Origin of the sequence: Mesorhizobium sp. KR1-2, from assembly GCF_040045035.1 — a bacterium.
In the GTDB taxonomy this organism is placed as follows: Bacteria; Pseudomonadota; Alphaproteobacteria; order Rhizobiales; family Rhizobiaceae; genus Pseudaminobacter.
On sequence record NZ_JBDZDS010000012.1, the window covers coordinates 80,324 to 101,750 of the forward strand.

The 21,427-nt window shown below is 65.1% G+C and carries 18 protein-coding genes and 1 tRNA gene; 9 read left to right on the plus strand and 10 right to left on the minus strand.

Features of this window, described 5'->3' with window-relative positions; genetic code table 11:
* Position 1 precedes the first annotated feature (1 nt).
* The 5 genes from mnmE (at position 2) to ABLE85_RS21140 (ending at position 5,764) form a co-directional block, all read left to right on the plus strand.
* Positions 2-1,333, plus strand: a complete 1,332-nt coding sequence (mnmE, locus tag ABLE85_RS21120; protein ID WP_348794684.1) for a tRNA uridine-5-carboxymethylaminomethyl(34) synthesis GTPase MnmE — start codon at positions 2-4, stop codon at positions 1,331-1,333.
* A gap of 181 nt (positions 1,334-1,514) precedes the next feature.
* Positions 1,515-3,392: a tRNA uridine-5-carboxymethylaminomethyl(34) synthesis enzyme MnmG gene (gene mnmG / locus ABLE85_RS21125; RefSeq protein WP_348794685.1), complete on the plus strand. Its 1,878-nt coding sequence runs from the start codon at positions 1,515-1,517 to the stop codon at positions 3,390-3,392.
* The gene (rsmG, locus tag ABLE85_RS21130) at positions 3,389-4,021 is read left to right on the plus strand and encodes a 16S rRNA (guanine(527)-N(7))-methyltransferase RsmG (RefSeq protein ID WP_348794686.1); all 633 of its coding nucleotides are present in this window, start codon (positions 3,389-3,391) and stop codon (positions 4,019-4,021) included. Before mnmG ends, rsmG begins: the two co-directional genes overlap by 4 nt.
* Before the next feature lie 40 nt (positions 4,022-4,061).
* Entirely contained in the window at positions 4,062-4,859 is a 798-nt protein-coding gene (locus tag ABLE85_RS21135; RefSeq protein ID WP_348794687.1) for a ParA family protein, read from the plus strand.
* Positions 4,860-4,888: 29 nt separating this feature from the next.
* Positions 4,889-5,764 carry a ParB/RepB/Spo0J family partition protein gene (locus ABLE85_RS21140; RefSeq protein WP_348794688.1) on the plus strand — a complete coding sequence of 292 codons (876 nt, stop codon included), beginning with the start codon at positions 4,889-4,891 and terminating at the stop codon, positions 5,762-5,764.
* Between the two features lie 163 nt (positions 5,765-5,927).
* On the opposite strand, the gene holA is transcribed toward ABLE85_RS21140, so the two are convergent.
* The 7 genes from holA to ABLE85_RS21175 all read right to left on the minus strand — a co-directional run bounded on the left by holA (position 5,928) and on the right by ABLE85_RS21175 (position 12,538).
* The gene (holA, locus tag ABLE85_RS21145) at positions 5,928-6,977 is read right to left on the minus strand and encodes a DNA polymerase III subunit delta (protein ID WP_348794689.1); all 1,050 of its coding nucleotides are present in this window, start codon (positions 6,975-6,977) and stop codon (positions 5,928-5,930) included.
* A 58-nt stretch (positions 6,978-7,035) separates the two neighbouring features.
* Positions 7,036-7,815: an ATP-binding cassette domain-containing protein gene (locus ABLE85_RS21150; RefSeq protein WP_348794690.1), complete on the minus strand. Its 780-nt coding sequence runs from the start codon at positions 7,813-7,815 to the stop codon at positions 7,036-7,038.
* On the minus strand, positions 7,812-8,606 hold the full coding sequence (locus ABLE85_RS21155) for an ABC transporter ATP-binding protein (protein WP_348794691.1): 795 nt from the start codon (positions 8,604-8,606) through the stop codon (positions 7,812-7,814). The genes ABLE85_RS21150 and ABLE85_RS21155 overlap by 4 nt, the downstream gene beginning before the upstream one ends.
* The gene (locus ABLE85_RS21160; RefSeq protein ID WP_348794692.1) at positions 8,603-9,433 is read right to left on the minus strand and encodes an ABC transporter permease; all 831 of its coding nucleotides are present in this window, start codon (positions 9,431-9,433) and stop codon (positions 8,603-8,605) included. The genes ABLE85_RS21155 and ABLE85_RS21160 overlap by 4 nt, the downstream gene beginning before the upstream one ends.
* Positions 9,430-10,416 carry an ABC transporter permease gene (locus ABLE85_RS21165; RefSeq protein ID WP_348794693.1) on the minus strand — a complete coding sequence of 329 codons (987 nt, stop codon included), beginning with the start codon at positions 10,414-10,416 and terminating at the stop codon, positions 9,430-9,432. The genes ABLE85_RS21160 and ABLE85_RS21165 overlap by 4 nt, the downstream gene beginning before the upstream one ends.
* A gap of 41 nt (positions 10,417-10,457) precedes the next feature.
* Positions 10,458-12,068 carry an ABC transporter substrate-binding protein gene (locus ABLE85_RS21170; RefSeq protein WP_348794694.1) on the minus strand — a complete coding sequence of 537 codons (1,611 nt, stop codon included), beginning with the start codon at positions 12,066-12,068 and terminating at the stop codon, positions 10,458-10,460.
* Between the two features lie 395 nt (positions 12,069-12,463).
* Positions 12,464-12,538: transfer RNA gene (locus ABLE85_RS21175), tRNA-Gly, on the minus strand.
* A gap of 237 nt (positions 12,539-12,775) precedes the next feature.
* Here ABLE85_RS21175 and ABLE85_RS21180 point away from each other — a divergent pair.
* The 4 genes from ABLE85_RS21180 to ABLE85_RS21195 all read left to right on the plus strand — a co-directional run bounded on the left by ABLE85_RS21180 (position 12,776) and on the right by ABLE85_RS21195 (position 15,343).
* The gene (locus ABLE85_RS21180) at positions 12,776-13,273 is read left to right on the plus strand and encodes a prolyl-tRNA synthetase associated domain-containing protein (RefSeq protein ID WP_348794806.1); all 498 of its coding nucleotides are present in this window, start codon (positions 12,776-12,778) and stop codon (positions 13,271-13,273) included.
* 89 nt (positions 13,274-13,362) lie between these two features.
* Positions 13,363-14,337, plus strand: coding sequence for a thioredoxin (gene trxA / locus ABLE85_RS21185; RefSeq protein ID WP_348794695.1), 975 nt, complete (start codon positions 13,363-13,365; stop codon positions 14,335-14,337).
* A gap of 86 nt (positions 14,338-14,423) precedes the next feature.
* On the plus strand, positions 14,424-15,095 hold the full coding sequence (locus tag ABLE85_RS21190; RefSeq protein ID WP_348794807.1) for an LON peptidase substrate-binding domain-containing protein: 672 nt from the start codon (positions 14,424-14,426) through the stop codon (positions 15,093-15,095).
* A 23-nt stretch (positions 15,096-15,118) separates the two neighbouring features.
* Positions 15,119-15,343 carry a Trm112 family protein gene (locus ABLE85_RS21195; protein ID WP_348794696.1) on the plus strand — a complete coding sequence of 75 codons (225 nt, stop codon included), beginning with the start codon at positions 15,119-15,121 and terminating at the stop codon, positions 15,341-15,343.
* Between the two features lie 96 nt (positions 15,344-15,439).
* Here the strand turns inward: ABLE85_RS21195 and ABLE85_RS21200 are convergent, their stop codons facing one another.
* From ABLE85_RS21200 to ABLE85_RS21210, 3 genes are read right to left on the minus strand one after another with little or no spacing between them, the layout of a single operon-like run.
* On the minus strand, positions 15,440-18,847 hold the full coding sequence (locus ABLE85_RS21200; protein ID WP_348794697.1) for an error-prone DNA polymerase: 3,408 nt from the start codon (positions 18,845-18,847) through the stop codon (positions 15,440-15,442).
* On the minus strand, positions 18,844-20,361 hold the full coding sequence (locus ABLE85_RS21205) for a DNA polymerase Y family protein (RefSeq protein ID WP_348794808.1): 1,518 nt from the start codon (positions 20,359-20,361) through the stop codon (positions 18,844-18,846). The genes ABLE85_RS21200 and ABLE85_RS21205 overlap by 4 nt, the downstream gene beginning before the upstream one ends.
* Positions 20,243-21,238 carry a hypothetical protein gene (locus ABLE85_RS21210; protein WP_348794698.1) on the minus strand — a complete coding sequence of 332 codons (996 nt, stop codon included), beginning with the start codon at positions 21,236-21,238 and terminating at the stop codon, positions 20,243-20,245. The genes ABLE85_RS21205 and ABLE85_RS21210 overlap by 119 nt, the downstream gene beginning before the upstream one ends.
* Positions 21,239-21,427: the final 189 nt, after the last annotated feature.

Sequence of the window (21,427 nt, forward strand, 5' to 3'; positions counted from 1 at the left end):
AATGATATTCCAGGATTCCATCGTGGCTCTGTCGAGCGGGCGCCTGCCATCAGGCATCGCCGTCATCCGCATGTCAGGTCCGCAGACTCGATTCGCTCTCGAAACGATCACCGGTAACGTGCCCTCACCGCGTCGGGCGCTCTACAAGCAGATGCGGTCCCCGGATGGTGCGCTGCTCGACAGCGGCATTGTCCTGTTCTTGCCCGGACCTGCGAGTTTCACTGGCGAGGACTCGGCCGAGCTGCATGTGCATGGCGGCCGTGCAGTCGTCCAGGCCGTTACCGAAACGATCACTGCGCTGGAGGGCTTCCGGCTGGCTGAACCCGGCGAGTTCACGCGCCGGGCCTTCCTCAATGGCAAGGTCGATCTGGTCGAAGCCGAATCCCTGGCCGACCTCGTCACGGCCGAGACCGAAGCCCAGCGGCGCTTTGCGGTGCTGAACGGTGAGGGTCGGCAGAGTGGGCTCTATCTCGACTGGCGCCGTCGGCTGATCCACGCCCGCGCCATGATCGAAGCCGAGATGGATTTTGCCGATGAGGCTGACATTCCCGGTTCGGTATCCTCGACGGTGTGGGCGGATGTTCGCGCCATGATCGAGGAGATCCGCCGGCACGTGCGCGGCTTCCACCGCGCCGAGATCATTAGGGACGGCTTTGACGTCGTCATCCTCGGCGCTCCCAACGCCGGCAAGTCCAGCCTGCTCAACACTCTCGCACGACGCGAAGTGGCGATCGTCACCGACGAGCCCGGAACGACGCGCGACCTGGTGGAAGTGGTGCTCGACCTTGACGGGGTGAAAGTGCGGCTGACCGATACTGCAGGCATTCGCGATGCGCCGGGCAAGGTCGAAGCGATCGGCATCGGCCGGGCTCTGGAGCGGGCGCGCGCTGCGGACCTCATCCTCTACCTTGAAGACCTCACGGCGTCGGACCACATTCCCGAGATCGATAGCCCCTCCCCCATGCTGCGCATTGGCACCAAGGCCGACCTTCCCGATGGGGCGATTTCCAATCCGGACGCAGGCGTATATGACGGCCTCGTGTCGAGCACCACCGGAGCGGGCGTCGATGCGCTGCTCGACCTGATCACAACGCGGGCGGTGACGGCGGTTGGCGACGTCGGTGACGTACTGCCGTCGCGCCAGCGGCACATCGATCTTTTATCCCGGACGACGGAATATCTGGAAGCCGCCCTCACCCTTCCCGAGGAGCAGCTTGAGCTTCGTTCGGAAAACCTGCGCCTAGCCTCAGATCGGTTGGGCCGGATCTCCGGCGCCGTCGACACCGAAGACCTGCTGGACGTGATCTTTTCGCAGTTCTGTATCGGCAAGTGACTCACGTGAAACACCGTGGCGCGGCTGCGATGACTCACGTGAAACATGTCATCCACATAAATGACTCACGTGAAACACAGCCCGCGCCTCGCCTGTGTTTCACGTGAAACAAAATTGCGCATTGTTGCCTTGACTCCGGCAACGAACACCAACATTGAGAGGTCGTGTTCCGGAGAGATATATGAACGGCACCTACGATGTCATCGTTGTCGGCGGCGGTCATGCAGGCTGTGAAGCGGCCAGCGCTGCCGCGCGCGCCGGTGCCCGTACCGCACTGGTCAGCTTGCGTGCCGACACCATTGGCGTGATGTCCTGCAACCCCGCCATCGGCGGTCTGGGCAAGGGACACCTCGTTCGGGAAATCGATGCGCTGGACGGCCTGATGGGCCGGGTGGCCGATGCCGCCGGCATCCAGTTTCGACTGCTTAATCGCAAGAAGGGCCCGGCCGTACGCGGTCCGCGCACCCAGGCCGATCGCAAGCTCTATCGCCTTGCCATGCAGGCGGCGATTGCGGAGCAAGCCAACCTGGATGTCGTCGAGGGTGAGGTCTTCGACCTCGAGATCGAGGATGGGCGCGTCGCCGCCACAGTCCTGGCCGATGGCCGCCGCCTCGGCTGCGGTGCTGTGGTCCTCACCACGGGAACCTTCCTGCGTGGTCTGATCCATATCGGCGAACGTCGGTTCCCGGCTGGCCGTATGAACGAGCAAGCTTCCATCGGCCTCTCGGCCACGATGATGCGCGCAGGCTTCAGGCTCGGTCGCCTCAAGACAGGCACGCCGCCCCGTCTCGACGGCCGCACCATTGACTGGGCATCCCTGGATCGGCAGGCGGCGGACGAACAGCCGGTCCCCTTCTCGCTGATGACCGACACGATCGCCAACCCGCAGATCGATTGCGGCATCACCCGCACCACGCCGGCGAGCCATGATCTGATACGTCAGAACCTTGGCCGCTCAGCGATGTATTCCGGCAATATCGAAGGCATCGGTCCGCGCTACTGTCCGTCCATCGAAGACAAGATCGTCAAGTTCGGCGACCGTGAGGGCCATCAGATATTTCTGGAGCCGGAAGGGCTGGATGACGACACGGTCTATCCCAATGGTATATCAACCTCGCTGCCCGAAGACGTGCAGCTCGATCTGTTGAAGACCATCCCGGGTCTCGAGAAGGCGCAGATGCTGCAGCCGGGCTACGCGATCGAATACGACCACGTCGACCCGCGCGAGCTCGAGCTGACGCTGGAAACTCGTCGCGTCAGTGGCCTGTTCCTCGCCGGCCAGATCAATGGCACGACGGGCTATGAGGAAGCGGGTGCACAAGGGCTGTTGGCCGGTCTGAATGCTGCGCGAAAAGCCTCCGGCGGCGACGGCGTCATCTTCAGCCGCACCGAAGCCTATATCGGCGTGATGATCGACGATCTGACCAGCCGTGGCATCACCGAACCCTACCGCATGTTCACCTCGCGCGCCGAATTCCGCCTTTCGCTGCGCGCCGACAATGCCGACGAGCGTCTGACTCCGAAGGCGATGGAACTAGGGATTGTTGGTGAAGCCCGTACGACCCGCTTCCGCAAGGTCGCCCAGCGGCTGGATCAGGCGCGGGAAATGGCGAAGTCGATTGAAGTGACACCCAACGAGGCGCGCCGATGCGGCTTCCAGGTCAACATGGACGGAGTGCGACGCTCGGCCTACGACCTCCTCTCCTACCCCGATGTCACCCTTGAGCGGCTTGCGCAGGTCTGGCCGCAGTTCGCCGAACTCGATGCGCGCTCCGCCGAGGCGCTCGAAATCGAGGCCAGCTATGCCGTCTACCTCGATCGCCAGACCGCCGACGCGGTTCAGATCCGCCGCGAAGAAGAGCGGTTGATCCCGCAGGAATTGAGCTTCGAAGCGGTTCCGGGCCTTTCCAATGAATTGAAGCAGAAGCTGCGCGAGCGCCGGCCCCGGTCGGTGGCGGACGCGCAGCGCATAGACGGCATGACGCCGGCGGCGCTGGCGATCATTGTGGCGCATGTTCGCCACAGCGAAAGCGCGCAGCAGCGGAAGGGTGCGGCGTGACTTCTGCAGCCTTTGACGAACTCTGTGCCCTGGCCGGGCCTGTTTCACGTGAAACTTTTGAACGGCTGCAGGCCTTCGAAACGCTGTTTCGCAAATGGGCCGCGCGGATAAACCTGTCCGCGCCGTCGACGCTCGACGAGACCTGGCGCCGGCACATCCTCGACAGCGCGCAGCTTGCACGCCTCGCGCCCGATGCCAAACGGTGGGTCGATCTCGGCTCCGGTGGCGGTTTTCCCGGGCTGGTGCTCGGCTTCCTGCTTATGGAGCGCGACGGCGCGAGTATCGATCTGGTCGAAAGCAACCGGAAAAAAACGTCCTTCCTGCAGATGGTTTGCGGCGAATTCCGGCTGCCTGCCCATATTCATGCCAAGCGAATCGAGGACACTTACCAGGTGATTCGCGATGTCGAGGTGGTCACGGCGCGTGCTCTGGCACCCCTGCCCCTGCTTTTGCAGCTCTCGGCACCGTGGCTGACCTCTGGCGCGAAGGCCCTGTTCCACAAAGGACGGGATTACCGGGCCGAGGTGGAAGAAAGCTCTAAACTGTGGTCGTTCGAGCTGGTAGAACACAAGAGCTTGATCGACCCGCAGAGCATTGTTCTGGAAATTTCCAGTCTGCGTCGAGTGTAAATTGCGTTCCGTTGAACAGGATTACAACAGAAGCATGATCATGATGACCAGGCCCCGTATCATCACCGTGGCAAACCAGAAGGGCGGCGTGGGCAAGACCACGACAGCCATCAATCTTGCCACCGCGCTTGCGGCCATCGGCGAGCAGGTGCTCATCGTCGATCTCGACCCGCAGGGCAACGCCAGCACCGGGCTCGGCATTGACCGGCGTGACCGGTCGGTATCGTCCTATGACGTTCTGGCCGGCGACATGACATTGGAGGACGCGGCGGTGGCCACGGCGGTCCCCGGTCTGTCAATCGTGCCGTCGACGCTCGATCTGCTTGGCGTCGAGATGGAGATTGCCGGGGCTCCCGATCGCGTCCTGCGTCTGCGCAATGCCGTACGCGCGTCCTCCGAGCGGGTCGGCAAATATTCCTATGTGCTGATCGACTGTCCCCCGTCCCTCAACCTGTTGACGCTGAATTCGATGGCGGCCGCGGATTCGGTCCTGGTGCCACTGCAGTGCGAATTCTTCGCGCTCGAAGGTCTCAGCCAGCTTCTGGAGACGGTCGAGCAGGTGCGCGGCTCGATCAATCCGGACCTTGTCATCCAGGGCATCGTCATGACCATGTATGACGGCCGCAATAATCTGGCCAATCAGGTGGTGGAAGACGTGCGCGCCCATATGGGCGAAAAGGTCTACGAGACCATCATCCCGCGCAATGTGCGCGTTTCGGAAGCGCCGTCGCACGGCAAGCCCGCCATCCTCTACGATCTCAAATGCTCTGGCAGCCAGGCCTACCTACAGCTTGCCTCCGAAGTCATTCGGCAGGAACGCAAGCTCAAGGCGGCATAGATTCGGTTGCGAAACAGTCTGGATAGGTCATGAACGAAGACATCTCGAAGAAGCGGCTTGGACGTGGTCTCGCCGCACTGATCGGCGAAATCGACAAGCCGGCGGCTCCCGCGCAGCCCGTCGTGTCCTCGGACGGACATGTGCCGATCGAGTTCGTGGCGCCGAACCCTCGCAACCCGCGCCGTCATTTCGGCGATGCGGAACTCACCGATCTCGCGCAGTCCATCCGCGAGCACGGCGTCGTCCAGCCGGTGGTTGTGCGCCCCGCCCCTGGCGAGGCCGGCCGCTATGAGATCATCGCCGGCGAGCGCCGCTGGCGTGCTGCCCAGCGCGCGGGCCTGGCGGAGATCCCGGTCATCGTCCGGGATGTCAACGACCGCACGGCGCTCGAGCTGGCAATCATCGAGAACGTCCAGCGCACCGACCTCAATCCGGTGGAAGAAGCGCTCGGCTACCAGCAACTGATCGATGACCACAATTATACACAAGCCGACCTTGGCCAGGTGATCGGCAAGAGCCGCAGCCATGTGGCCAATACGCTGCGCCTTTTGAAACTGCCGGACGTGATCCGCGACATGCTGGTCGATGGACAGCTGTCGGCGGGCCATGCGCGCGCGCTGGTCACCGCGGCCGATCCGGTCGGGCTTGCCAAGCGCATCGTCGAGGAAGGTCTTTCCGTGCGCCAGGCCGAAATGTTGGCGCAGCTGCCTCCGGAAGTGGTGCAGGAAGCCAAGGTTTCGGCCCCGGTGGAAAAGGATGCCGACACGCTGGCGCTGGAAAAGCTGCTGTCCGATGTCACCGGAATGCGCGTTGCCATCGCACATAAGGCCAAGGGCGGCGAGCTGCGCATCGGCTACAAGACGCTCGAGCAGCTCGACGAGCTGTGCCGGCGACTCAAAGCCTGATATTCAGGTTTTGTTATCCATCTAAGTTATTGATTCTTATGTAATTCATTCAGGCGGGCGTGCAATCGTCCGCCTGAAGTCGTTTTGGGGCCAGTCCGGCGGTATGGATTGGGAGTTGGCGGGTTTCCGACGCTAGATGCGTTGTCGGAAACCCTCGGTTTGGTCAGCGTCGCTGACGCAGCCTGGCGCTTTCCACCGCAATGCCGAGCAAGGCCTGCCGGGCGATTGCTGCAGCAAGATCGGGCCGGCGGCGGGTTTGCAAAACTGCATCCTGCAGCCGAGCCAGCGCTTTGGCCAAGGCAGGGCCGGTCCAGCGCTCGACCGCGCCCTCCACGATCTTGCGGCGGGAGAAGAAGACGGGCGGCCGTGCCGCGCCGACGATCGCGGCGGCGTTACGCGCGCCGCTGTTGTCCATCGCAGCGCGCATGAGTTGGATCGCCTGGAATTGCCGCATCGCCGCTGCCAGCATCAGGAATGGCTGGGCGCCGCTCTGGGTGTGGCGGGTGAAGACGGTGTCGAAGGCCTCGATCTTGCCCTCAAGCACGGCGTCGATGGCATCGTCGAAGGAAATGCCGGACACGTCGCCGATCATCGCCTTCACGTCGTCGAGGTCGACCTGGCTTTTGCCCATGGCATAAAGCACCAGCTTCTGGATCTCGCCGCGCGAGGCAAGCCGGTCGCCGCCGAGGTTTTTTCTCAGGGCCTGCCGTGCTTCCATCGTCAGCGACATGCCGCCCTTCTGCATCTCCTCGTCGATCACCTGGTCGATGCTGCGCGCCTCGTCGGCATAGCAGGGCAGCGCCATGCCCCAGTCGCAGCCTTCCACCACCGTGCGCAGGGCGGCGCCCTTCTTCAGGTCGCCGGCTTCGATTAGCACGATCGCGTCGCGCGGCGCCTCCTTGGATAGGACCTTTACGTCGTCGGCCAGTCCCTTCTGGCCGGCGGCGTTGCGCACCCAGAGCAGGCGGCGGGTGGAAAACATCGGCACGGTGTGTGCCTCGTCGAGCAGGCGGCCGCTTTCTTTTTCGACTTCCGAGCCTTCCAGGCGCACCACCGTGAAGGGATCGTCCAGCGGCAGCCCGGTCTTTTCGGCGAAGCCGCGGCCGCGTTCGGCCACCAGCCCGCGGTCCGGCCCGTAGATCAGGACGATAACGGCCCTGGGATCGGGCCGCGACAGCCAGGTATCGACTTCATGCGCTTTCTTCTGTGCCATGGGCTTCGGTTAGCACGGCCGCGAGTGTTGACAAAATGCAAACGTTAGAGAGCCCGCGTCAGCCCCGATGCCTGAGCTTTGGCGCAGCCGCCACGAGCGCCTGCCCGGTAGAGGACTGCGGGTTGGCGATCACCCCGGCGGCCCCGCCCGTCTCCACGATCCGGCCTTTGTCCATGATGGCGACGCGATGGGCGATGGCCCGCACCACGCCGAGATCGTGCGAGATGAACAGATAGGCGATGTCTTGCGAGCGTTGAAGGTCGAGCAGCAGCTCGAGGATCTGCCCGCGCACTGAAACGTCGAGCGCCGACACCGCCTCGTCCAGCACGATCAGCCGCGGGTGCGTGGCGATGGCGCGGGCGATCGCAACGCGCTGGCGCTGGCCGCCGGAAATATCGTGGATCGCGCGGGTGGCGAGATCGGGCGACAGGCCGACCCGCCGCAGAAGCTGCGCGATCGCCTCAGGCCGCCTCGCGCGCGGCACGATGCCATGGATGCGCAGCGGATCGTCCAGCACCCGCGCGACGGTCGCGCGCGGGTTGAAGGCGGCGCGCGGGTCTTGGAACACCATTTGCAGCCGGGCGCGGACGGCGCGGAGCCGAGCGCCCTTGAGCGCCAGAAGGTCCTCGCTGTCGAAGCGGACTTCGCCGCCGTCGAGCTCGGTTAGCCGCATCAAGGCGCGTGCGGCGGTTGTCTTGCCGCTGCCCGAGGGGCCGACAAGCGCCAGCGTCTCGCCCGGCGCGACCTCGAAGCTGACATCGTCCAGCGCGTCAACGGCGCGGCCGCGGCTGTCGAAGCGTTTGCGCAGGCCGGTGGCTGTAAGAAGCGGTGCGCTCATGCGACAGCCTCCGGCGAAAGCAGCGACGGCGTGTCGAGCCCCATATGCGCGGCGAGCAGGCTCTTGGTGTAGGCCTCCCGCGGCGCATCGACGATCTGTTCCGCCTCCCCTATCTCGACCAGCCGGCCATGTCGGAACACGGCGATGCGGTCAGCGATCTGGCTGGCGAGTGCGATGTCGTGGCTGATGAACATGAGCGACACGCCGTCCTCGACCACCAGTTCCTCGATCAGCTTCACGATATCGGCCTGCACGATGGTGTCGAGCGCGCTGGTCGCCTCATCGGCGATCAGCAGGCTCGGCCGCGCCGCGATCGCCTCGGCAATCGCCACGCGCTGGCGCTGGCCGCCGGAAAGCTGGTGCGGGAATGCTCTCAGCGCCGAGGCCGGATCGGGCAGACGCACGCGGCCAAGCAGCATTTCGGCGTGTGCATAGGCCTCTCGCCAGGCCATGCCGAGATGCGCGCGCACCACTTCAGCGATCTGTTCGCCTATGGTCAGCACCGGGTTGAGGCTTGAGGACGGGTCCTGGAAGACGAAGCCGAGGTCGCGGCCATTGATTGGCTGACGCCCGAGTTCCGGCCAGCGGACGTTGCCGTCGACGCGCGAGCCGGCCGGCAGCAGGCCGGCAATGGCCAGCGCCAGCGTGCTCTTGCCCGAGCCGCTTTCGCCGATGATGGCAAGCCGCTCGCCGGCGCGGAGCTCGAAGGAGACATCCTTCAGCACTTCGGTTTCCCGACCATCGCCGCGATAGCTCACGCCTAGCTTTTCCACTGTGAGACGAACGCTCATGACTGGCGCTTCCTTGCGGCGGAGGCTTCGACAAAGCCCTCGCCAGCCAGATAGACGCCGAGCACGGTGAGCACCAGCGCGATGCCGGGGATGATTGACAGGAAGGGTGCCGAGCGCAGTACGGCGCGGCCCTCGGCGATCATGCCGCCCCAGGTCACGCGATTGGGGTCGCCAAGGCCGAGGAAGGAGAGTGCTGCTTCGACGAGGATGGCGGCGGCGACGATGATGGAAGAAAGCGCCAGCACCGGCGGCAGCGCATTGGGCAGCACCTCGCGGAAGGCGATCTCCAGCGGGTGCATGCCGATCACGCGGGCGCTGGCGACATAGTCGCGTTCGCGGATCGACAGCACCTCGGCGCGGGCGACGCGTGCGGGGCCGGTCCAAGCGCCGAGCGCGATGGCGATCACCACCACGGCCAGCGACGGCCCGACGACGCTGACGAAGGCGAGCGCCAGCAGAAAGCCCGGTACGGTCTGGAAGGCGTCGGTGATGCGCATCAGGACCTCGTCGGTCAGGCCGCCGGCAAAGCCGGCCAGCGTGCCGATGGTGGCGCCGATTGCGATGGAGGTCGCCGCCGCCGCCAGCCCGACGGCAATCGAGGTGCGCGCGCCGTGAAAGAGTTCGGCCAGCACGTCGCGGCCGAGCCGGTCAGTGCCCAGCGGCAGCGACCAGTCCTGAAAGGGCGGCAAAAGCGCCGGGCCGGCGATCGACAGCGGATCGCGCGGAAACAGCAGCGGGGCCGCCAGCGCCATGGCGACAAGTGCTGCAAGGATCAGCGCGCCAGCCACTGCCTCGGGCGTGCGCAGGAAGCGGCGCAACAAGCTCATGCGCTCTCCTCGCTCGCGCCGACGCGCGGATCGAGCACGGCATAGAGCATGTCGACCACGAGATTGATGAGGATGACCAGCACGGCGCTGACCAGGATGATGCCGAGCAGCAGCGGCGTGTCGCGTGAGCCGACCGCCTCTTGCGCCAGCCGGCCGAGGCCGGGAATGGAAAACACGCTTTCGATGACCACGCTGCCGCCCAGCATGGCTGCCGATTGCAGGCCGAGCATGGTGACGAGCGGCAAAAGCGCATTGCGCGCCACATGGCGCCAGACGATGCGCCGGCGGGAAATGCCCTTGGCGCGGGCGGCCAGTACAAAATCCATGCGCCAGATCTCGGCCATGCCGGCGCGCATGACGCGCAGATAGAGCGCCAGATAGATGATGCCGAGTGCCGCCACTGGCAGCACCAGATGCTGAGCGATGTCGAGCGCGCGCGAAACTCCGGCCTTGCCAGAGGCAATGGTTTCGATGCCGCTCGAAGGGAACCAGCGAAGTTGCACCGAAAACAGCACTGTTAGCACCAGCCCGAGCCAGAAGCCCGGCACGGCGTAAAGAGCCAGCGAGCCGATGGACAAGAAACGGTCGCGAAAACTGCCCGGCCGCGCGCCGGCAACGATGCCGAGCAGCGAGCCGGCGCCGAAAGAGAGCGCGGTGGCGCTGCCCATCAGCAGCAGCGTGTTGGGCAGTCGCTCCAGGATCACGTCGCGGATCGGCCGCGAGAAGGTAACCGAATAGCCGAGATCGAGATGCGCCAGCGACCAGAGATAGGCCGCGAGCCGCGCCAGCGCCGGCTGATCTAGGCCCCATGTCTGGCGCAGTTCGGCAATCAGCCCGGCGTCACCGCCGGTCATGCCGACATAGGCGTCTACGGCGTCGCCGGGCGCCGCCTCGAGCAGCAGGAAGGTGCCGACGACGACGATCAGCAGCACCGGAATGGCGCCGATCAGCCGCCGGCGCAGGAGGAGCAAGGCGCGTCTCACGTCTCGTCACATATCCTCGGGGAACGAATTGCCCGAGGATGTCATGTTTCGAGATAGGTGTCCGCCCAGTTCGACACCGCCCAACGCGGATTGTTGGAGACGTTCTTCACCGTGTCGCGGGCGACCGTGATAAAGCTCCACTCGGCCACGTTGATGAGCGGCAGGTCTTCCACCACCTTCTTCTGGAACTCGCGATAGAGCGCCGTGCGGGCTTCCGCATCGATGGTCTCGGAGGCCATTTCGATCAGCGCGTCGATCTCGGCGTTCTTGTAGCCGCCCTGGTTGGAGAAGGGTACGCCGTCCGGAATGCCGCTCTGCACGAGGATGGTGGTGGAGATGGCCGGGTCGCCACGGAACACCGGCGGCGCTACCGCGAGGTCGAAGTCGTGGTCGGTGTAGACCGCCTTCTGATGCGCGGCCGCGTCGTTGTTGACGATCTGGGCGTCGATGCCGATGGCGGCCAGCGCCTGGCGCAGATAGTCGCCGAACTGTTTTGTCTCGTTGAAATAGGGCGCGGGCAGAAGCTTCAGCTTGAATCGGGTGCCGTCTGCGTCGCGCTTGTAGCCGGCCTCGTCGAGCAGCGCATTGGCCTTGGCCGGGTCGAATTCATAGGCCGGCACGTCCTTGGTATAGAACTGCTTGTCGTTCTGCGGCACCGGCCCGGTCGCTGGCGCGGCATAGCCGAGGAAGACGGTTTTTACGACAAAATCCTTGTCGATGGCGTGCGCGATGGCCTGGCGCACCTTGAGGTCGGCCAGTTCCTTGCGGCGGTGGTTGATCTCTACCACCAGCTGGTAGGTGAGGCCCTCATAGCCCTTGGTCACCACCTCGATGCCCGGCACCTTGGAGATGCGGGCAAGGTCGGCCAGCGGCACGGCCGAGAAGGCGGCAAGGTGAATTTCCTCGGCCTCCAGCGCGCCGGCGGCCGCCGCGCGGTCGGGCAGCACGCGGTAGACGATCTCGTCGAGATGCGGCTCGCCCTCGCCCCAATATTTGTCGTTGCGCTCCAGCCGGTAATACTCGCCGGCCTTGTGTTCGGCGAGCTTGAACGGCCCGGTGCCGACGAGTGCGGTGTTGGCCGGGTTTTCGGCGATGTCGCTGCCTTCATAGATGTGCTTTGCGACCACGCTGGTGAGCGCCGGCAGCGCATTGCGGATGAGCTGGAAGGGCGTGGGCTTGGAGAAGTGGAACACGGCGGTGTGCGCGTCAGGCGTGTCGACCGCCTCGAGATCCTTGAACACGACGCGGCCGAGATTCTGCAGCGGCTTCCATACCTGCAGCGCCGAGAAGGCGACGTCGGCAGAGGTGAACGGCTTGCCGTCGTGCCAGGTCACGTTTTCGCGCAGCTTGAAGGTCACGCTGCGTCCGTCTTCCGAGCCCTCCCAGCTAAGCGCTAGGCGCGGCTCCAGCCCGTCCTTGCCGTCAAAGGAGGCCTCGGCCAGCGGCTCGATGACCTTGCTGGCGATGAAGAACACGCCGTTGGAAGCGACGATCGCCGGGTTAAGGTTGCGCGGCTCCGAATCCGACGCCACGATCAACCGCCCTCCCCGCTTCGGCGCCTGCGCCCACAGAGTGCTCGGCAGCGCGGTGGAAGCGAGCAGGAAGGCCGAGCCGGCCAGAACGCCGCGCCGGGAAATCTTGGAATCTGACATGACGTGCTCCTTGCGTTTGCCGTCCGCCCCCCTCTCGTGCAAGGGCCGGGCTGGAAAAATCCTGATGACCACGATCGGTCAGCGAGACTAGTTCAATATCTCGATTATCGATATGGCAACGCATTAAGCCAGCGACGGAATTCCCTCGACCGGGCCATGGCGCGGAATATCCGTCCGCAACGGGGAAGCTTGGAGATGATGTCCCAAGCTTAGTCCCACACTCCACCTGCCGCCACCCCGAAGGTGCGATCTCTAAAAGTTGGATGCAATTCGCACACATGCTTTCGGACCCGGGCTGGATTTGCCCGGCGTGGCGACATGGTGGCGACACGAACTGAAAAGCAAAACGGCCGCCCGAAGGCGGCCGATTTAAATGCTTGTTTCCTGAAGGAAACTGGAGCGGGTGAAGCGATTCGAACGCTCGACCCCAACCTTGGCAAGGTTGTGCTCTACCCCTGAGCTACACCCGCTCGCCCGACCCGTTGTGTGCCGGAAGCCGCGCCTATATGGCCGAAGAGCTGACCGATTGCAACAGGGAAAATTGCGACATTTGCATCTTCCGTGCATCGGCGGCCGGAAAGCCTTTCTGCGCAGGCGTTTGCGCCGCCAAATTCTTTTTTGGTGGGGCGCATGGGGGTTGTTTCGACGGATTCTTTGGCCATAAACCATCCGAGAATCGGTTCAGAGACAGCCAGGAACAGCCCTTGATGCCCAAGACACCCGACGAGCTTTTCGCATTTCTCGACTCACTGGGGATTTCGGTCACCACGAAATCGCACCCCCCGCTCTTCACGGTTGCCGATTCGCAGGCGCTGCGCGGCGAAATCATCGGCGGCCACACCAAGAACCTGTTCTTGAAGGACAAGAAGGACAATTTCTTCCTCGTCACGGTGGACGAGGAGGCCGAGGTCGACCTCAAGCAGATTCACCATCTGATCGGGGCGGCGAGTCGCGTTTCCTTCGGCAAGCCGGAGGCGCTGATGGAACTGCTGGGCGTGGTGCCCGGCTCCGTCACCGTGTTCGGCCTGATCAACGACACCGGGCGCCGGGTGAAGCTGGTGCTCGACAGCGGCCTCATGGAAAACGACATCGTCAACGCGCATCCGCTGAGCAACGAGGCCACAACCTCCATCTCCAGCAGCGACCTCTTGAGGTTTGTGAAGGAGACAGGGCATGATCCGCTTGTCTTGAAAGTCGCGGCGTGATCGCCACATGGAAGACGAAACTCCGCTTTGCCGATGCATTCGGCGACTAGCGTGAAGCAAAGCGCCGCGATGCGGGCGAAAGGGCAGAGATGAGCAACCACGACAACTCATTCGGCGGTGGCAACCACTACGCCACCAACGTGACCTATGGCGGCGGAAAGCCGGCCGAATCGGCGGCAGCGGCCGGTGCCGAACCCTTCACGGTGAAGGATGCGACCACCGCGAGCTTTGCGGCGGACGTGATCCAGGAATCGCGCCGGCAGCCGGTGCTGGTCGACTTCTGGGCGCCCTGGTGCGGCCCCTGCAAGCAGCTTGCCCCGGTGCTGGAAAAAGTGGTCATGGCGGCTGGCGGCAAGGTCAAGCTGGTCAAGATGAACATTGACGACCACCCCGCCGTGGCCGGCCAGCTCGGCATCCAGTCGATCCCCGCGGTCATCGCCTTCAAGAACGGCCAGCCCGTGGACGGCATCATGGGAGCCGTTCCCGAAAGCCAGATCCGCGAGTTCATCGATCGCGTCGCCGGCAAGGGCGCGGGACCGCAGATATCGGAGGCGCTGGCCGCCGCGGCCGAAGCGCGCGCCGCCGGCGACCTGCAGACGGCGGCCGACATCTTCGGCGCTGTCCTGCAGCAGGCTCCCGACAATATCGATGCGCTGGCAGGCCTTGCCGAGTTGCTCTTCGAATCGGGCGATACCGCTGCCGCCGAGGAGGTCCTGGCACGCGCCCCCGCCGACAAGGCGGATGCGCCCGCGCTTGCCGCTGTCCGCGCCAAGCTGGCGCTGGCCGCGCAGGCTGCCGCGCTCGGCAATCCGGCCGAGCTGGAAGCGCGACTGGCTGCAAACCCGAACGATCATCGGGCGCGCTTCGATCTCGCCATGATCCAGAACGCGCTCGGCATGCGCGTCGAGGCCGCCGACAATCTGCTCGCCATCATCAAGGCGGATCGCGCCTGGAACGACAGCGCCGCCCGCACCCAGCTTCTGCAGTTCTTCGAGGCTTGGGGCATGGCCGACGAGGTGACGCTGGCCAGCCGGCGCAAGCTGTCGTCGCTGCTGTTTTCCTGATAGAACCGAGAAGACGCGAGGAGGTTATCCCTTGCGCCGGCCGCGCGGCGCACCAGATGAATAGCGGGGACGGAGCGGAGGAGAAATTGCAGGCGGGCAACGCGCATTATCGGTTCGCGAAGGATATTCCGGTAACGATTCCGGTGTTTCCGCTGGCCGCCGCGCTTCTTCTTCCGGGGGGGCGCATGCCGCTCAACATCTTCGAGCCCCGCTACCTGCAACTGGTCGACGAAGTCATCGGGGGACCCCGTCTGATCGGCATGGTCCAGCCGGCGCTCGACGGAGGCTTGCGCGAAGACGGCGAGCCGGAAATCTGCGAGATCGGCTGTATCGGGCGCATAACCTCTTTCGCCGAGACCGGCGATGGCCGCTACCTCATTTCGCTGCAGGGCGTCTGCCGTTTCCGCGTCGTTCAGGAGCTTGGCGTGAAGACCCCGTTCCGCCAATGCCGCATCATGCCCTTCGCGGCGGATCTGTCGGAGGACCCGACCGGCAGCGAGGTCAATCGGCTGGCCCTGCTCAGGGCCTTTCGCGCCTATCTCGAAGCCAACGATCTGGAGGCCGATTGGGACGGCGTCAGCCGCGCCGAAAACGCCCTCCTGGTCAATGCGCTGTCGATGATGGCGCCCTATGGCGCGGCGGAGAAGCAGGCCTTGCTGGAGGCCCCCGACCTGAAGACGCGGGCCGACACGCTGATTGCCATCACCGAGATGGTGATTGCCCGTGAAAACGATGAATTCGGGCCCGGCCTACAGTAGTTTTGGAGCATGGTGCGACAGCGATGACACAGGAAAGCCCCCCGGTCGACAGAAAGCTTCTGGAACTGCTCGCCTGCCCGCTGACCAAGGGACCGCTGGTCTGGGACGAGTCGCGCCAGGAGCTGGTGTCGCGGGTGGCCAAGCTCGCCTATCCCGTCCGCGACGGCATCCCGGTGATGCTGCCTTCCGAGGCACGGACGATCGACATTGACGACAAGGCCAGGACACCTTCCGCACCGCGGAGGTAGACGAGCCGCACCATTCGAAATGCTACCACTCTGATCGCGAAATGGTCCGGCTCCGACCGGAAACCGGCGCCCGCTTCGAGCACGTCAGCAAACAGGCTACTGAAAATTCCGGCCCTTGGGCATGACGCTGCGGACTTTACCGGCCAGGCTCTCGCGATCGTAGCTGACTGGCGGGGCTCTTGTGCCCGAGCGCTCGGCGGCGCGTGTTTTCGGGCTGTCGTTCCCGGCGTTTGCGGCATGGCCGGAGTCTGCTCCTGCCCGGGCTTCTTCCGAAAGCTCGCCCAGCCAGGCCGACAGGTCCTCGATCCTGTCGGCCACGATGTGGATGACATCCGATTCCGACTGCAGCTTGCCGCTGACGCGGATGAAGCGCGAGCCCATGATGACCGGACGGAACCGGTCGAACACCCTTGTCCAGATGATGACATTCGCAATGGCCTTTTCATCCTCGAGGGTAAGGAAGATGGCTTTGCCATTTCCGGGCCGCTGCCGCACCAGCACCAGACCGGCGACCGAAACGCGCCGTCCATCCGGAACCTTGGGCAGCAGCCAGTTCGGCGTGATGCCGGCGCGGTCCAGCCTTTCGCGCAGGAAGGAGACGGGATGCGCCTTCAGCGAAAGGCCGAGCGAGCGATAGTCGTGAACGACGTGCTCGCCCATCGGCATCTGCGGCAGTTCGGTCTTGGGCTCCATGTCCGCCAAGCGGATTTCCGGACGGTCGAACAGCGGCAGGCGCTCGACCGCCCTGCTGCCCAGCGCACGCACCGCCCATAGCGCCTCGCGCCGGTCGAGCCCCAGCGAGCGGAAGGCATCGGCCCCGGCCAGCCGTTCCAGCGCATCGACGCGCAGGCCCGAGCGCAGCCACACGTCGCGCACCGAATCGTAGCCCTCCCCCCGCGCGGCGACGAAGGCGCGCATATCGTCTTCGCTCAAGCCCTTGATCTGGCGAAAGCCGAGCCGCACCGCGCGCGCAGTCTGGATCACGCCGCGCATCTCGGCGTGCCGGGCTATGATCCGCTTGGGATCGAAGGGGGCTTGCTCCAGCGTGCAGTCCCAGTCCGAGGCGTTGATGGCGATGGGCCTGACTTCCACGCCATGGTCCTGCGCATCGCGCACCAGCTGGGCGGGCCGGTAAAACCCCATGGGCTGCGAATTCAGGATCGCGGCGCAGAAGACGTCCGGATAGAAGGTCTTGAACCAGCAGGAGGCGTAGACCAGCAGCGCGAAGGAGGCGGCGTGGCTTTCGGGAAAGCCGTATTCGCCGAAACCTTCGATCTGCTTGAAACAACGTTCGGCGAAATCCTTCGGATAGCCCCTCTCGACCATGCCTTGGATCATGCGGTCGCGATAATTGCCGATCGTACCGTTGCGCCGGAACGTGGCCATGGCCCGGCGCAGCTGGTCGGCCTCGCCTGGCGAGAAGCCGCCGGCCTCGATGGCGATGGCCATCGCCTGTTCCTGAAACAGCGGCACACCGAGCGTGCGTCCGAGAATCTTTTCCAGCTCCGGGCGATGATATTCCACCTTTTCCTTGCCCATGCGCCGGCGCAGATAGGGATGCACCATGTCGCCCTGGATCGGGCCGGGGCGCACGATCGCCACCTCGATGACGAGGTCGTAGAATTTTCTCGGCCTCAGACGCGGCAGCATCGACATCTGGGCGCGTGATTCGATCTGGAAAACGCCGAGCGTGTCGGCTCGGCAGATCATGTCGTAGACAGGTTTTTCCTCCGCCGGAATCGTCGCCAGCGTCAGCCGCCGGCCATAATCGTCGCGGACGCGATAATGATCCTCCAGCAGATCAAGCGCGCGTTTGAGGCAGGACAACATGCCGAGCGCGAGGATATCGACCTTGAGGATGCCGACGGCGTCGAGATCGTCCTTGTCCCACTCGACCATCTTGCGCTCGTCCATCGCCGTTTTCATGATCGGCACGATCTCGTCGAGACGGTCCCGGGTGATGACGAAGCCGCCGACATGCTGTGACAGGTGGCGCGGAAAGCCGAGGATCTCGTTGGAGCGGGCGATCACATGTTTCGCGGCAGGGTCCGATTTGTCGAGGCCGCCGGCCTGGGCTTCCTTCTCGCTCAACGTGCTGGACGACCAGCCCCAGATCGAGCCCGACAGCGCGCCGCGCACGTCGTCCGAAAGCCCCATCGCCTTGGCGACTTCGCGGAGGGCCGAACGCCCCCTGTAGCTGACAACGGCGGCAGCGAGCGCGGTGCGTTTCTCGCTGTATTTGCGATAGATGTAGGCGATGATCTTGTCGCGTTGCTCGTGCTCGAAATCCACGTCGATGTCCGGCGGCTCGTCACGCTCTGTGGACACGAAGCGCTCGAATAGGACTTCCGCGCGGTCGGGGTCGACCTCGGTGATGCCCAGGCAATAGCAGATGACCGAATTGGCCGCCGAGCCGCGCCCCTGGCAGAGCACGTTGCACTCTTCCGAGCGGGCGTAGCGGACGATGTCGTGGACGGTGAGGAAATAGCGGGCGTATTTTTTGCCGGCGACGATTGCGAGCTCATGCCGGATGAGGCCCCTCACCTTTTCCGGAACGCCTTCCGGATATCGGTTTGCGGCGCCCTCCCATGTCAGCCTTTCCAATTCGTCCTGAGGGTTGACGCCTTCTTCCGTCGTTTCCTCGGGATAGTTGTGCTTCAATTCGTTTAGCGAAAACTCGAGGCTTTCGGCAAAGCGAAGCGTCTCGGTCAGCGCCTGCGGATAGGCGCGGAAAAGCCGCGCCATTTCGACAGGATGCTTCATGTGGCGTTCGGCATTGGCGGCTAGCTCGAAGCCCGCCTCGGTGACCGGTCTGTTCAGCCGGATCGCCGTCACCACGTCCTGCAGCGGGCGCCGGTCGACCGAATGGTAGAGCACGTCGTTGGTTGCCATTAGTGGCACGCCCGCAGAATGGGCCATCGCGGCGGCCTGCGCGATGCGGAAGCGGTCGTTGCCGAGATAGGCGGGCGCGACGGCGAGCCAGAGGTTCCTACCGAACCGGTCCTTCAGCTGGCGCACAAGGGCAAGCTGGTCCGCGCTCGCTGCCTCCGAAAAGTCCGGCAGCACGGCAAGCGACATGAGATCGCCCCATTCGAAAAGGTCTTCGCGCCTCAGAAGCGTGGCGCCCTTTTCGGTTTCGGGCCGCAGATTGGCTTCGGTGAGCATGCGGCACAGATGCCCCCAGCCCTCGCGGGTTTGCGGATAGGCGAGAACGTCGGGCGTGCCGTCGCCGAAGACCAGCCGGCAACCGGGATGGTAGGCAAGCCGCACGGGCTCGGCATCTTTCGACAACCTGATGCATTTGGACTGGCTCCAGGCACGCACCACGCCGGCCACCGTGTTGCGGTCGGCAAGACCCATGCCGGCATGGCCCAGAAGGCAGGCGGCCACCACCAGCTCCTCCGGTCGCGATGCGCCGCGCAGGAAGGAAAAATTCGACTGCACGCCGAACTCGACATAGCCTGGTGAAGCGATGGGCGCGTAGGGGAATGGTTCTTCTTTCATGCAAACAGCCCCTGCATGAACCAGCGCGGCCCGGCTTTGTCTTCACCATAAAAACCCTGCCGGAACAGCCAGTAGCGGCGGCCGGCTGCATCCTGGACGCGGAAATAGTCGCGCGTCGGCGTGTCCGCCCCTTCCCGCCACCATTCCGGCGCGATGCGCTCGGGCCCTTCGGCGCGCACCACATCGTAGAGAACGCGCCGCCAGCGGAAGCGCGCGGGCGGGCCCTCCGGAATTTCGGCGGCCATGACCTCGACCGGCTCGGGATTGGAAAACAGCCGGATCGGGCGCTCCGGCATTGCGGACGGCTGGGGAGCCGGTACGGCCCTAGCCGGCATCGCGGCGCCGACGGCGGCGGCGAAGGGCAGCGCGGCGACCGCTTGTTCCGGGATGTGGCTTGCGACAAGAACGGATTTTTGCACCGTCCCGGAGCCGAGCCGGGCGTCGACGCGGTCGGCGAAGAGGGCGAGGTCCTCGTCATTGCCGGCCACCTCGCCGGCAAGGTCGGCCTGCACCATGTCGAAGGGGGCGGCCGCCAGCACCGAGAGCCGGACGAGGTCGAAGCCATAGCCGGCGTCGAGCGTGTCCTCGAGCGCCGTCAGCCGCTCATGGAACAGCCTTGCGACCAGCTCCGGCGCACGCAGCGGCCGCGAGGTGCCGACACTGACGCGGCTGACCATGCCGTCGACCCGAAACAGCAGGAGCTGCAGGGCGCGCGCGCCCTCGCCGCGCCGCTCCAGATCCGCCTTCAGGCTCGTGGCCAGCAGAAGCACCAGCCGCTCGATGTCTTCCATGAGCCCAACCGGTTCGGCCAGGTGCCGTTCCACCGACAGCGGTGCGACAGGCAGGCGCGGCGAGATCGCCTCCTCGATGCGCCCCAGCGCCTGGTCGATGCGGGCCATGAGGGCCGCGCCGAAACGGCGCGCCAGTGGCGCGCGGGGGCTGCGCAATATGGCGCCGGCATTGCGCAGGCCCACGCTTTCGAGCCCTGCGATCGTTGCCGGCTCGAGCCGAAGTGCTGCCAGCGGCAGGGGCTCGAGCATCTTTTCCTCGTCCCCGGGCTCGACGATATCGGGGCTGCGGAAGCGCGCCGCCGCCCACGCGGCGCCCGGCGTGGAGGCCAGCCCTGCCCGTACGTCGAACCCCTGATGGAAGAACCGCGCCAGGAGGTCGTCGAGCAGCGCCCGTTCGCCTCCGAAAAGATGGGCGCAGCCGGTGATGTCGAGGAACAGGCCGTCGGACCCGTCCAGCGCCACCAGCGGGGTGTAGCGGTCGCACCAGTCGGCCAGGCTTTCCAGCAGCCGGCGGTCGGCGGCCGGGTCGGCTTCGACGATCTCGATGCCGGGATGCATGGCACGCGCATCGGCAATGCCCATGCCCGGCTTCAGCCGCAGCCGCTCAGCCTGCTCGTCGAGGGCGGCGATGCGCTGGGTGTTCTTTTCGCGGTGGCTGATGACCAGCGGCGGCCGCGCCGCCGTCAGCTGCGAGCGCCACGACCGCCCCAGGCGCTGGCGCAGGATGCGCTCGGTGCCGAGATAGGGAAACCACAGCGCCAGAATCCGCTGGCCCGAGGGCCGGCTGCTGTCTTTCGGCGAATGAGCGTTCATCGGCGTTCCACTCCAGGGTGAACTGTCCGGGCAGGGCAAGGCGGCTTTTGTCGATGCGGACGGCAAAGCCCGGCGGGCCGATCGAGCCGGCCAGCGGCCCGGCAAGGGTGTGGCGCGGCGCGGCGGTTGCTGGCGAGACGACGAGCCGCACCGGGGCGGCGGTCGGCTCGGGCAAGGCCGCCTGCCGCAGCAGAAAGACCGGCCGCCCCGCGCCCAGCGCGCGCCGGTGCAGGCGGCGCGTGGCGGTGAGGTCGAGCTTTTGCGGGTTGCCGCGGATTTCGAGGATGACGGCCGAAAACCCCTTCAGATTGGCGGCCTCTTCGGCAATCCACAGAACATCCGGCAGCCTGGGCGCCTCGGCCACGAGCAGTTCCTGCGGTTCGATGCCGAAGCGGGCGCGCAGGCCCGGCGCATAGGGCATGCCGGCCTCGCGGAAGATTTCGGCGGTGCCGATCCAGAGCAGCGGCGCCCTTCGTGCCGTCCGCGCCAGCAAAAGCCCGGCCAGCGCCAGGGCAAAACCGCTCGCGGCTCCGGCGTCGCGAGTCTCTGCGCCATGGATTTCGGTCAGGGCGGCCAGCGGCAGGCCGCCGCCGAGGGCTGTATCGAAAGCCTGCGCGCCGGTCGCGAAGCACGGCTCCACCGCCGCGACGCCGTGGCGCCGCAACACCAGCGCCTCCGGCCGTGCCTCGGCGGGCGCCGCCAGGCGTTCCGGCAGCGTGCCTTCGATCTGTGCGATTTTGCGGCGCAAGGCAGAAACAGTTGCCCGCGCCACGGCGGACGTCGCCATGACGGTGTGCTTTCCGATATTTGTTCCCGTTATGTTCTTATTGATTCCAGAGCGCCCCGAGAGAGTCAAGCATTTCGTATTGGGGATTTATCCCTCCCCCTTCGGAATGCCTGGCAAAGCGCTTGTCCGCGGTAATTTTCCCCGCCCGGCGCAAAGGCCTCGAAAGCCGACCGTCAAAAGGCTATATGC

Excerpts from the sequence above, each read along its gene's own strand:
- ABLE85_RS21140 (WP_348794688.1), top strand. The coding sequence starts at position 4,889 with ATGAACGAAGACATCTCGAAGAAGCGGCTTGGACGTGGTCTCGCCGCA.
- ABLE85_RS21170 (WP_348794694.1), bottom strand. The coding sequence starts at position 12,068 with ATGTCAGATTCCAAGATTTCCCGGCGCGGCGTTCTGGCCGGCTCGGCC.
- holA (WP_348794689.1), bottom strand. The coding sequence starts at position 6,977 with ATGGCACAGAAGAAAGCGCATGAAGTCGATACCTGGCTGTCGCGGCCC.
- mnmE (WP_348794684.1), top strand. The coding sequence starts at position 2 with ATGATATTCCAGGATTCCATCGTGGCTCTGTCGAGCGGGCGCCTGCCA.
- ABLE85_RS21180 (WP_348794806.1), top strand. The coding sequence starts at position 12,776 with ATGCCCAAGACACCCGACGAGCTTTTCGCATTTCTCGACTCACTGGGG.
- ABLE85_RS21195 (WP_348794696.1), top strand. The coding sequence starts at position 15,119 with ATGACACAGGAAAGCCCCCCGGTCGACAGAAAGCTTCTGGAACTGCTC.
- ABLE85_RS21135 (WP_348794687.1), top strand. The coding sequence starts at position 4,062 with ATGATGACCAGGCCCCGTATCATCACCGTGGCAAACCAGAAGGGCGGC.
- trxA (WP_348794695.1), top strand. The coding sequence starts at position 13,363 with ATGAGCAACCACGACAACTCATTCGGCGGTGGCAACCACTACGCCACC.
- ABLE85_RS21160 (WP_348794692.1), bottom strand. The coding sequence starts at position 9,433 with ATGAGCTTGTTGCGCCGCTTCCTGCGCACGCCCGAGGCAGTGGCTGGC.
- ABLE85_RS21210 (WP_348794698.1), bottom strand. The coding sequence starts at position 21,238 with ATGGCGACGTCCGCCGTGGCGCGGGCAACTGTTTCTGCCTTGCGCCGC.
- ABLE85_RS21150 (WP_348794690.1), bottom strand. The coding sequence starts at position 7,815 with ATGAGCGCACCGCTTCTTACAGCCACCGGCCTGCGCAAACGCTTCGAC.
- mnmG (WP_348794685.1), top strand. The coding sequence starts at position 1,515 with ATGAACGGCACCTACGATGTCATCGTTGTCGGCGGCGGTCATGCAGGC.
- ABLE85_RS21155 (WP_348794691.1), bottom strand. The coding sequence starts at position 8,606 with ATGAGCGTTCGTCTCACAGTGGAAAAGCTAGGCGTGAGCTATCGCGGC.
- ABLE85_RS21200 (WP_348794697.1), bottom strand. The coding sequence starts at position 18,847 with ATGAAAGAAGAACCATTCCCCTACGCGCCCATCGCTTCACCAGGCTAT.